General features: G+C 66.2%; 14 protein-coding genes, 1 tRNA gene and 1 pseudogene. 12 read left to right on the forward strand and 4 right to left on the reverse strand.

Annotation, left to right across the window (positions count from 1 at the left end):
• Positions 1-59: 59 nt before the first annotated feature.
• Positions 60-132, forward strand: a tRNA-Ala gene (locus tag ACWDVB_RS16975).
• Between the two features lie 223 nt (positions 133-355).
• Positions 356-1702 (forward strand): phosphatase PAP2 family protein, encoded by a 1347-nt coding sequence (locus tag ACWDVB_RS16980; protein ID WP_451513226.1) that lies wholly within the window; start codon positions 356-358, stop codon positions 1700-1702.
• On the opposite strand, the gene ACWDVB_RS16985 is transcribed toward ACWDVB_RS16980, so the two are convergent.
• The gene (locus tag ACWDVB_RS16985) at positions 1647-2402 is read right to left on the reverse strand and encodes a helix-turn-helix transcriptional regulator (RefSeq protein WP_451513142.1); all 756 of its coding nucleotides are present in this window, start codon (positions 2400-2402) and stop codon (positions 1647-1649) included. The two genes, ACWDVB_RS16980 and ACWDVB_RS16985, sit on opposite strands and share 56 nt — an antisense overlap.
• Positions 2403-2645: 243 nt before the next feature.
• Here ACWDVB_RS16985 and ACWDVB_RS16990 point away from each other — a divergent pair, with 243 nt between their 5' ends.
• The 4 genes from ACWDVB_RS16990 (at position 2646) to ACWDVB_RS17005 (ending at position 7017) form a co-directional block, all read left to right on the forward strand.
• Complete coding sequence (locus ACWDVB_RS16990; RefSeq protein WP_451513141.1) at positions 2646-4070, forward strand: recombinase family protein; 1425 nt, start codon at positions 2646-2648, stop codon at positions 4068-4070.
• A 950-nt stretch (positions 4071-5020) separates the two neighbouring features.
• Positions 5021-5533: a hypothetical protein gene (locus tag ACWDVB_RS16995; protein WP_451513140.1), complete on the forward strand. Its 513-nt coding sequence runs from the start codon at positions 5021-5023 to the stop codon at positions 5531-5533.
• 116 nt (positions 5534-5649) lie between these two features.
• Positions 5650-6825, forward strand: a complete 1176-nt coding sequence (locus ACWDVB_RS17000) for a phage major capsid protein (protein WP_451513139.1) — start codon at positions 5650-5652, stop codon at positions 6823-6825.
• Positions 6826-6840: 15 nt separating this feature from the next.
• Positions 6841-7017: a hypothetical protein gene (locus tag ACWDVB_RS17005; protein WP_451513138.1), complete on the forward strand. Its 177-nt coding sequence runs from the start codon at positions 6841-6843 to the stop codon at positions 7015-7017.
• Between the two features lie 308 nt (positions 7018-7325).
• Here the strand turns inward: ACWDVB_RS17005 and ACWDVB_RS17010 are convergent, their stop codons facing one another.
• The gene (locus tag ACWDVB_RS17010) at positions 7326-7475 is read right to left on the reverse strand and encodes a hypothetical protein (protein WP_451513137.1); all 150 of its coding nucleotides are present in this window, start codon (positions 7473-7475) and stop codon (positions 7326-7328) included.
• Positions 7476-7753: 278 nt separating this feature from the next.
• Between ACWDVB_RS17010 and ACWDVB_RS17015 the strand changes: the two genes are divergently transcribed.
• Entirely contained in the window at positions 7754-8005 is a 252-nt protein-coding gene (locus ACWDVB_RS17015) for a hypothetical protein (RefSeq protein ID WP_451513136.1), read from the forward strand.
• Between the two features lie 250 nt (positions 8006-8255).
• Here ACWDVB_RS17015 and ACWDVB_RS17020 read toward each other — a convergent pair whose 3' ends face one another.
• Positions 8256-9521, reverse strand: a complete 1266-nt coding sequence (locus ACWDVB_RS17020) for a helix-turn-helix transcriptional regulator (protein WP_451611967.1) — start codon at positions 9519-9521, stop codon at positions 8256-8258.
• A gap of 154 nt (positions 9522-9675) precedes the next feature.
• Here ACWDVB_RS17020 and ACWDVB_RS17025 point away from each other — a divergent pair, with 154 nt between their 5' ends.
• From ACWDVB_RS17025 to ACWDVB_RS17035, 3 genes are all read left to right on the forward strand, one after another.
• Complete coding sequence (locus ACWDVB_RS17025) at positions 9676-9870, forward strand: hypothetical protein (RefSeq protein WP_451513134.1); 195 nt, start codon at positions 9676-9678, stop codon at positions 9868-9870.
• 97 nt (positions 9871-9967) lie between these two features.
• Positions 9968-10093 carry a hypothetical protein gene (locus tag ACWDVB_RS17030; protein WP_451513133.1) on the forward strand — a complete coding sequence of 42 codons (126 nt, stop codon included), beginning with the start codon at positions 9968-9970 and terminating at the stop codon, positions 10091-10093.
• On the forward strand, positions 10090-11268 hold the full coding sequence (locus ACWDVB_RS17035; RefSeq protein WP_451513132.1) for a methyltransferase domain-containing protein: 1179 nt from the start codon (positions 10090-10092) through the stop codon (positions 11266-11268). Before ACWDVB_RS17030 ends, ACWDVB_RS17035 begins: the two co-directional genes overlap by 4 nt.
• Positions 11269-11360: 92 nt before the next feature.
• Here the strand turns inward: ACWDVB_RS17035 and ACWDVB_RS17040 are convergent.
• Positions 11361-11663, reverse strand: a pseudogene (locus ACWDVB_RS17040) (hypothetical protein); the annotation flags it as partial.
• Positions 11664-11757: 94 nt separating this feature from the next.
• Between ACWDVB_RS17040 and ACWDVB_RS17045 the strand changes: the two are divergent.
• Positions 11758-13224 (forward strand): MFS transporter, encoded by a 1467-nt coding sequence (locus ACWDVB_RS17045; RefSeq protein WP_451513131.1) that lies wholly within the window; start codon positions 11758-11760, stop codon positions 13222-13224.
• A 70-nt stretch (positions 13225-13294) separates the two neighbouring features.
• The gene (locus ACWDVB_RS17050) at positions 13295-13477 is read left to right on the forward strand and encodes a hypothetical protein (protein ID WP_451513130.1); all 183 of its coding nucleotides are present in this window, start codon (positions 13295-13297) and stop codon (positions 13475-13477) included.
• The last annotated feature ends 3 nt before the right edge of the window (positions 13478-13480 follow it).

Consider the following 13480-nt stretch of genomic DNA (forward strand, 5'->3'; position numbering starts at 1 on the left):
CTTCTTGTTCGCCCCGCACAGCGGGGCGAAACACCGTGCGGCTCGGCCGCATGGCACAAGGGGCTATAGCTCAGTTGGTAGAGCGCCTGCATGGCATGCAGGAGGTCAGGAGTTCAATTCTCCTTAGCTCCACAGCAGTGACGTTCTTGAGTCCGCTCAGGATCGTCCCAGAGATCCCGTCCGATCGTTTCGATCGGGCGGGATCTTGCAGTTTCCGGGGTGACCCAACTGGATCTCGCCTAACAAATCGGTCAGACAATTGATACCCATAACACCGCGGGTGTTTCCGCGAATACACCGCAGGATCAAGTCCGCCTTCGCTCTCGCCTTCGGCGCGTGGCGTGAACCACGGGTGATCCTGTGGGTCACGGCGGGTGCGGTGGCGCTCGGATTCCTCGTCGCGCTGGAGATCGCCGCGCGTCATTACGCCGGTCAGCCGGGGCCGATCACCAACCAGGCGCGAGAGGTGCTGTTCCCTCCCAAGCCGGGGCCGCTGTACGGCGGTATGGCGCTGATGATGGTGGTGCTCACCTGGCGGGAGCGGTTCATCGCGGCCGGTGCCGCGATCGGCATCGACGTCGTCTTCGTGTTGGTGCGGTGGGCGGTCGGCGCCGAGACGCCCGAGGACCACTACTTCGGCAACGGTGCGCTGTGGGTGATGCTGGGCTGCGGGGTCATCGCCCTCACACGCCGCACCGGCCCGGAACGAGGCCTGCTGCTGAAGGGCGTCGGCCTCGGCCTGCTGCTGGTGGCCGGCCGCAAGACCGGCGACACCTGGCTGCTCATCACGGCGAAGACCCACCCGACCGTGCTCGACCCCTATGTGGCGATCGCCGACCACGCGCTCGGCAACCCGTCGTGGCTGGCGGGCCGGATACTCCACGCCACCGGCCCGGTCGGCACCCATCTTCTCGACTGGGTGTACGCCCAGCTCGCGGTGGCCGCGATCGTCGTCGCGCTCTACCAACTGCGCGACGTGGCCGTCGAGCGCCGCTTCCCCCGCCACCACCTGGTGCGCACCTTCCTGCTCATCGGCCTCCTCGGACCAGGCATCTACATGATCTTCCCGGTGGTCGGACCGATCTTCGCCTACGGGCCGGGCACCTCCGGAACCGGCGGCGTGCAGTGGGCGGTGGCCAACCTGTGGCCGCACACGCCGCTGCCGATCAGTACCCCGCACCCCGTGCCGTACGACGGGATCACCCCGCGCAACTGCGTGCCAAGCCTGCACACGGCGTGGGCCACCGCGATCTTCATTCATTCCCGCAAGGGCCCACTGATTCTGCGATGCGCGGGCGCGTTCTGGCTGATGGCCACGCTCGGCGCGACGCTGGGATTCGGTTATCACTACGGCGTGGATCTCATCGCCGGTGTGGTGTTCGCGCTCACGATCGAGGCGGCTCTGCGCGCGTACGACCGCGGCTGGGATCGGTCAGGGGTCCAGCTGGTCGGCTACGGCACGACGGTCTTCGCCGCGCTCCTGGTGTCCTATCGCTATCTGCCGATGGAAATGGCCCAGCATCCGTGGGTATTCGGACCACTTCTCCTTCTGGCGATGACTTCAGTGATCTACGGCTACGTACGCACCACCGGACTCTGGGAAGCGGAGGCCGCGCCGGCCCGGCAACCCGGAAACCCCGTCCCCCTCAGGGAGCGGAAGGTGCTGGTGCCGCCCCGGCCGCCGCTCCCGCCTCCGTCCTGAGCCGTCGCGCCCGCAGCTCGGCCGTGTGCCGTCTGCTCTCCTCGTCGTCCGGGGTGTAGACGACGATCCGGGACTCGGGCATGCCGTTGATGCTCAGGGAGACCGACGTCATGCGCAGCTCGCCGATCGCCTTGTGCCGGAACGTCTTCACCCGCGGTCCTGGCGGCAGGACGTCGCCGCTGTCCCAGAGCTTCGCGAAGTGCGGGCTCGTGGCGGACAGCCCGTGTATGAAGCCCTCCCATTCGGGCTCGCCCACATGCCGGCCGTACGCACTGCGCAGGGTCGCCACCATCACCGGCAGCTCCGAGTCGCGGAAGACCAGCGGGCACTCCTGCGCGGGCACGGTGAACAGCGACCACAGCACGTTCGCGACGCCGGTCGTGGGCGGCTGCGTCGGGGGTGGCCGCGTCGCGGGCGACTGCGCGATGAGGAAGAGGTCACGGTAGGCGGGGTTCGTGGCGAGGATGTCGTACCGCGCGTTGTAGACCACCGCGGGGTGCGGGTCCACGGCGTCGATGATGCCCTGGATCTCCGGGCCCACCGCGCCCGCCGCGGCCTCGCGGGCGGGGGCGTACGGCACCTCTGCCAGGTGGTACAGATGCTCGCGCTCCGGCCGGTCCAGGCGCAGGGTGCGGGCCACGGCGTCCAGGACCTGGGGCGAGGCGTTGATCGGGCGGCCCTGCTCAAGGGAACTGTTCACCCCCTGGGACATGACCGGCGTCACACCGCCTGTAGTGCCCGGGGCAGGTCCCTGGAGAATCCCTTGCGCTCTAGCGTTGGCATGAAGCCGAACACTGCCGCATCTTCGCTGGTCAGCGACGCCAGGCAACCGACTCCCTTGAAGGGAGGTATGCAGACCCTTGCCCGTGCCGGGGCGCTCATGTCTCGTGCTGGGGACATGCCGCCCGTGGTGATCAGGCAATCCACCCGCTCACGGGGAGGCATGACCCCCGATACCGTTGTTCCTGCCCGCGCTGAGCTTGCTTTCAGCCTCCGCCTGTCCCGTTCTTCCGATGAGTCGTCGTCTCTGGACGTCCAGCTTCGCGCCTGCCGTCTGAAGGCGGAGGCACTGGGTTTCGATGAGGACACCATTGCCGCCGCCGTGGCGAAGGCCTATGTGGACGACGGCGTATCGGGCGGGTCGGCTCTTGAGGCTCGCAAGAAGGGCATGGTCCGGATCATGGCGGACCGCCCGAAGGTGGTCATCGCGTGGAAGCTGGACCGGTTCGCGCGCTCCGTCCGTGAGTTTCAGAAGCTCTTGGACTGGGCCGACGAGAACGGCGTACGGCTGGTCACGTCGGACAGCCTGTTGGACTCCGCCGACAAGTCCGGCACGGGGCGGCTGATCGCAACGATCATCGCGGCTGTGGCGGAATGGGAACTGGGCATCATCACGGACCGCAGCGAAGCCGCCCACGAAGAGCGCCGGACTCAAGGCCGCTGGATCTCCGGCAAGGCACCGTACCCGTACAAGGTCGAACGCCGGGGCGGCAAGGCGTACTTGGCCGAAGATGCCGACGCGTTCACCCTGGTGCGTGAGCAGATAGCCAAGCTCCTTGAGGGCGGCAAGGGGGCGACGCTGGCCGGGACCGCGCGGGCACTGCCCATCGGTCGTGCGCAGTGGCGCAAGCTCCTTCGCGGCGTGATGCTGCGCGGGTGGCGTGAGCACGACGGGGAGCTTGTCACCGAAGCCGATGGGGTAACCCCGGTGCAGTTCGGGCCGGAGGTTATCGACGCCGCGACGGCCAAGCGGGTTCGGGACCGATTGAAGGAGCTTGAGGCCGGGAAGCGGGCGGAACGCAGCGATGCCCCGTGGCTTGCGGGCATGGTGGTCTGCGCGTGCGGCGCGAAGTGGAACGGCGGGCAGTCCAGCCGTAAGAAGCCGCTCTACAAGGGTTCCTGCGGGCACGGTTCGATCATGGCGCACCTGATAGAGCCGCTGGTGTTTGAGGACTTCCGCAAGGAGCACGGGGACACGCCGCTGTACGAAGTCACCTACACCGGCGGCACTGATCACAGCGGGGAGCTTTCCGACCTGGACGCGAAGATCCGGCGCGGGAACGCGAACCTCCTCCTCATGGACGCCGACGACGCGGCAGACCTCCGCGCCCTGGTGTCAGACCTCAAGGCCACACACGCCCGTCTGAGCGCGGAGCACGACCCGGAGGTCACCGAGACATGGACGCTGACGAACACGCTGCTGTGGGAGGCGTGGGATCAGGCCACGGAGGACCAGCGGCGAAGGATGCTCACCAACCACCAGTGCAAGGTAACCGTCCACCCTGCCGGGCGCCCTGGCGGACGCGTGACCATCGACTGGGAGCCCGTGACGAGTGAGGGCGACGCCGAGTACGAGACGGCTGCATAGGCCCGTCCAGCATTCCGTGCGGCCCCGTTGGTCCCCGGTGACCAGCGGGGCTCTCTCGTGCCCGCAGGCAGCCCCTGGGCTCCGGTGGTGACGAGTGGTGAAACGGCGGTTCTCCTCGGAGTCATGGTCTCCCTGGGGACATCTACATCTACGTAACTTGCTCAACTTGCAAAACCACTGCTTACAGCGGGAATAGAGCTGTGTGTTTCTTGCTCAGGTTTTGCGAAGTCCTTGAACGTGCCTTGCGAGACAGCGGGGCGAACAGACCTGAGAGGCCGGTTGTGGACAACTTGAAAAGTTCCAGCGTGGGCGAGTGGGCCGAACTGATCGGGGACGCTGGCAGGCGCTACTTGAGTCCGCCTGTTCTATGGTGCCCCGCCTCGCGTTGCTGGGTGGACGGGAAAGCGCCTTACGCACCGCTTGACCCTGCCCTTTGGCGGGTTCACATGTCGTCGTTCCTAAACACGCTTGAGATGCATGCGGATGGTCCCGGAGAGTTCGGCATTGCCGAAGAGGGGAAAGAGCCGGTGCAGTCCCGTCGCATGTATCCCACGTGGCAGCGCATGGCCCGTGAAGTGCGGTACGCGTCCGGCCCTGTGACACGGGACTTGAAAGAGGTCTTGTCGGGCGAGTCGGCGTTCCGGCGTGAGTCCGCGATGACGCCTGAACGCTGGCTCTCGCTGTGTGATCAGTCGGCAGCGTCATTCGTTTCTCGTCGTGACTTGATAGCTGCGTTCCGGCGTGACTGCCCGAACGCCGTGGTTGGCGAACGCGCTTTTCTGTTGCTGGCTCGTCAACTGTTCGGGCGGGATGGCCGATTCGGCCCGATGGGTGCGCGTGGCCCCTGGGGGTTTCGGGTCCGTCTACCTCGCTGATCACCGACTCACGTGAGTCACTGCCCCGGCTTCACTGAACCGGGGATTTTTCATGCCTAAGACCGGAGAGACCCCGTGTACTACAACCCAACTGGTGTGACTGAAACCGAGATTGACGCGCTCATCGACACTCCCGACGAACTGACGGAGCACGTTGCCCCGGAGGTTCGGCGGGCTTGGATGGAGTGGGATACCGCCCGCTTCATGTCCGGGGAGAACGGCCAGGTGCACGTGCGCGCTGGGTTCGCCCGTGGCGGGTACCGACTGATAGCCGATCCGTTCCGACCTCTGTGGGAGTTCCCGCCCGCGCTACGTAATGACGTGCTCCGGTCCCGTCAGATCATTCGTCGTCGTGAGGCCCGTCCCATGTCATGGGTGACTAAGGGCGGCGCTATCCGCGTGGTGGACGGCGTAAAGGTATTCACGGGTGAATGCCAGGTATGCGGCACGACCTATGAGGAGAAGCGCCCGGAGGGGCAGAAGCGCCGTTGGCCGCTGATGTGCTCGGACGAATGCAAGGCGGAGCGTACCCGGCAGCGCAAGCGCGAATGGGCGGCGAAGAACCGCGCCACGAGTGACGCCGCGTAGACACTTACTAATACAGGTGAGGGGACATTCCAAAGTCCCCGCTAGTTCGCAGCCAGCCGGACCTAACTATTCAGGTTCCGGCCTTTTTTCTGCCATCACACCATGGGGTGGGTTCTTTGAGTCATGCCGAGATTGCGCGGGTCGCGATGGAGAAGCGGCAGGCCGTTTCCGACAAGCTCCGCACATTTTCCGAGAAGATCGGGAAGCGTTCGCTTTCCGCTGCTGAGCGCAAGGAGGAGTCCAGCCTCCTGGATCAGATCAAGGAGCACGACGACACAGCCAAGCGGCACATTTCCGCGTCTGCCGCTGAGGAAATGGCCATGCGGGTGAACTCCCCGCTTCAGCAGATGGGGACCACGCGCGGCTTCCCGTTGGGGCAGAGTGCGGGTGCTGGGGTCATTCCTGGTGAGCTTCTGAAGCGCTCTGTGGAAATCTCCCGTGGCGTCATCACGACGGGCACGGGTAAGGCGTTCAGCCCAGAGGAGATGGCGAAGAAGTTCGTTGACCTTCTCGCCCCTCAGTCGGTTGTCATGGCGTCCGGCGTGAACCGGGTGCAGACGAACGCTGAGACCTACTCGTTTCCCGTGATCCGTTCGGACTTCGCGGCCGGTTTCGTGGGTGAGCTGGACGACCTGCCGACGGGCGGTTTCGGCGCTGAGCCGCTGAAGGTGACACCGAAGAAGATTGCCGCCGCTGACATGCTCGCCAATGAGCTTGTGGAGGACGGGGGTTCGGCATTCATGGACCCGGTGGCCAAGTCGCTTATGCGGTCGGTCTCCCTGGGGTTCGACCGTGAGGCGCTGATTGGCACGGGAGCCAACAAGGGCTTCGTGGGCATCGCGAACACGCCTGGTATCCAGACCCACGAAGCCAAGGGCGGATTCAAGGACCTGGACGCATTCGTTGCCGCGTTCGGGAAGCTCGAAGCGGTCAACTCGAAGGCTACGGCCGTTGTAATGCACCCGACCACATGGGCCGGACTTATGGCGCTGCGGGAAACATCGGGTTCGCTGAAGCCTCTTCTGAGCGAGTCGGCTGGTTCGCCTACCGCTGGCATTCAGCGCGCGATCCTGGGCGTTCCCGTGTGGATCTCTTCGTTCATGCCGGACACTGATGTTCTCGCCTATGAGGCGGACCAGATCTGGGCCGTGTGGCGCAAGGATGCTGGCTTTCAGGTCTCGGACCAGTTCGGATTCCTGAAGGACGGTACTGCTGTGCGCGCCATTGCCCGCGCCGCTATCGCTGTTCCGAACGCTGCCGCCGTTTGCAAGATCACCGTAACCGCCGCCTAAGAGGAGTTATCCACCATGTCTTTCTTCAACACTGATGAGCCGACCGTGACCCTTCGCATGACGGGGTACATGAGCTTTGGCCCGACCAATGACGGCATCCCTTCTCACGTCCTTCAGAACGGCGAGACGTACGACGTTCCGCAGAGTGAGGCTGATTGGCTTCTCTCCGCTGAGCTTGCCGAAGTGGTTTGACTCGCATGTTCATTGAACTGCTCTCGGGGGTGCGCATTGACCGCGTACCTCTGGGGGCGGGTATGTGCGTTCAGTGCCCCGACGACATAGGGGGGTACCTCACCGCGAAGGGGTGGGCCCGGAAGAGGGCGGCTGCACACAAGCTCAGGGACGGCCGGACACTCCTTGCGTTCAAGGTGCGGGAGATTCCTGGCACGGCTGAGGAGTTGAGCGACTGGCCCTCGTGGATGCGTCCGGCATGGATGCGCCCCGATGGTCGGGCAGTGCCCAGCGGAGATGACAGGCCACGCGTTCCCGTGCGCTGCCGCTCATGCCAGCGGATCGGCTACCGGCTCAAAGAGCGCTTGCCCGAAGATGCGCGGCGGGAAGAGCGCGCGGATTGCTGGGTCATTGAGTGCAAGCGATGCCGCCCGCACTAGCACTGTGCTGAATCGGCACAGTGCCTTCATCTGCGTCATCAACGCGCCCTCCAGTAGGGCGTATGCGGGTCGAAAGTTCACGGCAATACCGCTCAGCGATCCCGGTCCCAGCTCGGGAAACTCACGCTACGTGCATCCCCTTTCTTGGGGCGGAGGAAGGAACCATGACGAAAGAATGTGCCGTCTGCGGAACGGTATTCACAGCAAGCAGGAGCCACGCCGAGTATTGCAGCCGCCCATGCCGTGATAACGCGTACCGGACTCGTAAGGCCGCTGAGTCGTCACGTATACCCCTGGTGGCCACGCCGGGGGCTCCGATGTCGGTCGACGACAGAGAGGCACTCAGGAAGCTCTACCAGGCCGCTATCGCGCGAATTATGGCCGACGGGCTTGTTGTTCCCGGACGGCGTGGAGAATCCGATGTTGCGCACCCGCTATCGCGTTTCGTCGGCCAATGGTTCAGCGCCCTGGGGTACGCCGCGAAGCCCGCCGACAGAGAGGGTGACGACCTTGATGCACTCATTGCGTCACTGCTGAAGAACACGGACGACAAAGGGACGAAGCTGTGATCCTGAAGGCGACGACGGCGGAGCTTGCTAACCGAATCGTGCGCGCTTCGCTCTCTCACGCTGAGGCTGATGCGCACCCGTTCTTCCCGACGTTCCATTTGGCCTTCGCACGTGATACGGGACGGGTGCCGACGGGTGCCGACGTATTCAACGCTGTGAGCGATCCGGACGTCTTCTAGGCGTCCAAGGTGACACGAGACCCCGTAGACGCCTGGAGGTGATCCGGGACGTCTACGGGGCCTCTGTGCGTTCAGGTAGCGTTGTCTGCCAACAGGGAAGCGACTTCCGGCACGTCGGCAAAGGCGCTCAACCGGGTGAGCACCACGCGCATCCGATCCGCTGTGCGCTCCGAAGCAACGTCGGCGGAAATGCTGATCACGCGTTCCGCCACTGCCGCCGCTTCTTCTGGTTCGTTGGCGTCGGCAAGGGCGACGGCGAGCCAAGAAAGGTACAGCGCCATTTCTCGGGTGTGAGTTGCGTCGTACCCGCTGAGCACTTCCCGGAGCAGAGGTACAGCGCGCAACGGCCGGTGAAGTTCCGTGTAAACGCGGGATTCCATGACACGGAGTTCGCCATCGTCCACCCAATACAGGTAGGCAGGTGACTCGGTTCCTTCACCGTCTTCGCTGAGCGCTTCTGAGGCTTTCCCCAGTGCACGCATGGCCCATTGTCCGTTCTCGGTCCCTCCGGCTTTCGTGTGCGCCCATGCCACACGGTCCAGGTATAGGGCGCGCGCTTTCGGGGGGGCTTCTGCCTGTGCGTCGTTGAATGCCGCCTGGGCGAGCGTGAGACCTTCGGATTCCCTCCCTGTGTTGCTCATTTGATAGGCGAGTGATCCGGCGAGATTCCCGGCAAGTGTGTGATCCTCAGCCTGCCGCGCGGCGCTGAGCCCCAGCCGATAAATGCGCTCCGCTTCGTCGTGCTGCCCGGCATCGCTCGCAATCCAAGCCACGATCTGCGCTAACTCGCCGATTTGGCATAGGAGTTGACGCCCGACTTCACCCGTGTACGCGCCTTCCCGGTGCAGCTTCACAGCGGAACGAAGTTCCCGGAGCGCTGGGCGGATTAGGTCGCCACCGGCTAACACGTCGTCGGCAAGCCTGAGCCCGTGAACGCGCTTCTGTAGGTCGGCCACCTGCCCAACACCGATGCGGCGTCCTGTACGGGCGCTGAGCGGTGCTAGCGGGTCATCGTCGGGCAGGAAGTCGGCAAGCGTCGGCAACGGTGGCTCGGCAGGCTTCTTTGGCGCCCTCAGCGCGTCTACGGGAACTCCGAGGGCCCTAGCGAGGAATGGCAGCCATTCGCGCGGCGTGCGCTTCCCTGTCTCCCACCGGCTGACCTCTTGGCGGCCGACCGGGTCACCTTGAACGCCAGCGGCCCGGCAGACCTCCCGCGCTAGGCGCGCTTGGCTCCATCCGAGGCGTTCTCGCTCTCGCTTGATGTTGACCCCAACGCTGCTCCTCATGCGCCAAGTCTGGCCGACAGTTGGCCTACAGGTGGCCGCTAGTCCGGACATGCACAGAGCGGGACGATCTTCCGGACGAGCGAGAGAGGGTGGCGAACTTGTCGGCAACATCAGCGGAAAGCGTCTCGACCCGGCTCCCCGAGATCGGAGCGACCCCCGCCGCCGGTTGCGATGTGTGCGCCGCGCTGGCCAAGGAGTGGTCGTGATGGTCACCACGGAACACATCGGCAAGCGCGTCACGGATGGCCGCCGCGTCGGCATCCTCCAAGAGATCATCCCCGGCTGGTCCGATCCACATGAGGCGCCGGACAACCGCCACCCGAAAACCACGGCGTTCGTCCGTCCCGAGGGCGGGGGCTGCGAGTGGACGGCTGCGCCCGTGGCCCTAACTCCCGAGTGAGCCGGTTCGTGGCCGTTCTCGCGTGGCTCGCATGGGTCGTCGCTGTGGCGCTCATGGTGGCCCGAGGAATGGCCCCCGAGTAGAGAAGGAGACCCCAATGATCACTATTTATGAGGCCAACGGCGGAGACGGATTGCCCGGCGAACCCGCACCCCCGCCACCCCCGCCCACCCCGGACGGTGGCCCCGGCGTCCCCAACCCGCCCAAGGGAATGACCCTGTGACCAACAATGCACACCAGGAGCGCCCCAGCCGTCACAAGCTGGGGCGTGCCCTCATGTCCGGGGGTGTGCTCCCGTCGGAGTGGATTCCCGCCTTCACCGCCGTTCCGCGTAGCTCGTTCCTGCCTGATCTCATGTGGCCTTTCGACATGAAGACGGGACAAGCCTTTCCCGTCTCGCGGTCGCAAGAGCCGGACCGCTGGCACGGGTACACAGAGTCTGACGTTCCCGTTGTGACGCAATGGGATGACGGAAAGCACACCGGTAACGACCCGGGGAAGGTGGCAACATCGTCGGCCTCTATGCCGTCCGTCGTATTCCGGATGCTCATTGACCTTGACGTGAGCCCCGGCAACCGCGTCTTGGAAATCGGCACGGGCACCGGATGGAACGCCGCATTGCTGGCCCACCGATTGGGCCCTGGAAATGTCGTCACGGTAGAGCTTGATCCCGGCGTTGCGGCACAGGCCCGTACGGCGCTCAATCTCTACGGGCTTGCTGTACGGGTCATCAATCGCGACGGAGCTGAGGGTTACCCGGAGGGGGGACCGTACGACCGGATCATTGCAACGTGCGGCTTCCGAAGCATTCCGTTCGCATGGGTTGAGCAATGCCGACCCGGGGCGGTCATCGTGGCCCCCTGGGGGACGCACTACGACCACGATGACGCCGTAGTCCGGCTGATTGTCGCTGACGACAGAGAGAGCGCTACAGGGCAGTTCACGGGGCCGGTGGCGTTCATGAAGGCGCGAGCCCAACGTCTGTCGCAAGTCGTCCACTCCGAGTACGTCAGTGGCAGCGTGGTCGACCGTGACAAGTCGACCACCACGATTACGGAGGAGCAATTCATGGGGGAGCGATTCAGTCCCCAGCGGTTCGCCGTGGGGCTCAAGCTTCCGGACTGCGTCCACGTCGTGGCCGACAAGGACGACGACGGTAAGCGGCCCGTCTGGTTCTACGGACTCACGGACCGGTCATGGGCATGCGTGGTGTTCCGCGACGGCGACGAAGCGCAGGTATGGCAATCCGGTCCCCGCCGACTCTGGGAGGACACCGAAGCGGCATACCGCTGGTGGGTGGAGAAAAGAAAGCCGGGGTTCGAACGCTTCGGGCTCACCGTGACAGCGGAAGGGCAAAGCGCATGGCTCGATGATCCGGCCGACTCTTGGCCGGTCTGACGCCGCTCTCAGGGCCCCGTTCGTGCGCTCATCCCTGGCGCATGGGCGGGGCTCACCGCTGCCCAGACGGCTGTCTGCTACTGCGTGTCCCAAGGGGTGTACCTTTCGAGCCACGTGTACCAGGTCACGCCGACTCCGGAGAGCTGCGCGACCTCCTCGCGACGCAGCCCCGGAGTGCGGCGGCGCAGACCCGGGGCCATGCCCACGTCGGCCGGTGTCACGCGGGCCCTGCGGCTGCGCAGAAAGGCGGCGAGCTCGGGCCGCCGCCGCTGGACGGCGGCCGTCGCGGTCGTTGCAGCAGGCGTCCGCTTCGGGTGCGGCTGTTGGGCCGCGGTCGGCTGCGTCCGCTCCCGTGTCCGTCCTCGGATCCCCGTCATCGTCGTCACGTCCCCCATCGTCCGCGTCCTCCCCGACCGCTGCCAGGTGCTGTCAGTACCAGCATCAGCGGGCTCTCGTTACCCGTACCCGGCCGCCCGCACGCTCGATGGCATGACGACGACCACCTCACCCGCCCCCGCGGGTCCAACTCCCACCACCAGTAAAGCCCCCGGCACTGACAATCGCCGTGGACGGCTGCTCGCGGTCGTGCTGGCCGCCCAGTTCATGGCGCTGCTCGACGTCTTCATCGTCAATGTCGCGGCGCCCACCATCCGCACCGAACTGCACGCGTCGGGCGCCGGGTTGCAGCTGGTCATCGCCGGCTACACCATCACGTACGCCGTGCTCCTGATCACCGGCGCGCGGCTCGGCGACCTCCTCGGGCACCGCCGCGTGTACCTCGCGGGCCTCGCGGTCTTCACGGTGGCCTCGCTCGCCTGTGGACTCGCCCGGGGCACGGGGGAGTTGATCGCCTTCCGGCTGCTGCAGGGCGCGGGGTCCGCCGTCCTCATCCCGCAGGTGCTCAGCCTGATCCAGCGCAACTTCGCGGGCGAGGCGCGGGTGAAGGCGCTCGGCGCGTACTCGGCGGTCCTGGCGACCGGCGCCGCCGCCGGGCAGGTGCTCGGCGGGGTCCTCGTCAGCGCCGATCTGTTCGGCACCGGCTGGCGCCCGGTGTTCCTGGTGAACGTGCCGGTCGGCGTGGCCCTGCTCGTCCTCGCCGTGCGCGTGCTGCCGCGCGACGACGACGCGGGGCGGGCGGCGGCGCGGGCGCGCGGGCTCGACGTGGTGGGGTCCGTGCTGCTTGCCGCCGCTGTGTCCTTGTTCACCGTGCCGCTCGTGCTCGGGCAGCAGGAGGGCTGGCCGCTGTGGTCCTGGCTGTCGCTGGCCGTCGCCGTGTGCCTCTTCACGCTGTTCTGCGTGTACGAGTCCCGGCTCGCCCGGCGGGGCGGCGCGCCGCTGATCGCGCCACGGGTGCTGCGGACGCCGGGCATGGGCCTCGCGGTCCTCCGGGTCACCGCCGTGATGGCCGTCAACGCCGGCTTCCTGTTCGCGCTCACGCTGCACGTCCAGGGCGGCCTCGGCTACAGCGCGCTGCGCGCCGGTCTCACCTTCGCGCCGACGGCCGTGGTCTTCGGCCTGGTCGGCCTCACCTGGCGCGGCTGGCCACAGGCGATGCAACGAGCGCTGATCCCCGGCGGGTTCGCGTTGAGCGCGGTGTCGACGGCCGCCGTGGGGCTGCTGCTGCGCGACGGTGGCGACGGCGGGATCTGGCTGTACGTGGCCTTCGTCGGCGTGGGCGCGGGGCTCTCCCTGGGCTTCAGTCCGACGCTCACGCGGGCGCTCGCCGCGGTGCGCGCCGAGGACGCGGCGGACGCCAGCGGTCTTCTCGCCACGGTCACCCAGATCGGCCAGCTGACCGGAGTCGCCTGCTTCGGGGCGCTCTTCTTGAACCGGCTTGAGTCGGGAGGGGGCTCCGGGGCGTATTCATCCGGGGACGCGCTCCTGGTGTGCTGCTATGCGCTCGCTGCCGTGGCCGCACTCGCCGCCGTGTCCGGACTGGTACGAATGCGTCGCTGACCGGCCCGCTCAGACCGTGGCAGAATCGGACGGCCGGAAGGGGACGCAGCCCGACGGGAGGGAGAGCGTGATGCCTGCGAGCATCCTCGAAGAGGTCGACCGCCTCTTCGACGCGGCGGCGATACGAGAATGTGCCGCGCTCCGCACGCTCCTCAAGTGCCCTTCCTGCGGCTCTGCCCACGTCGCCCAAGTTCTCGGTGACAACGGCGGAGTCAGTTACGTCTGCACCGCCTGCGGCCACAGCTGGAGCTGATCG

The sequence above is a fragment of the Streptomyces sp. NPDC003379 genome, from assembly GCF_053589195.1.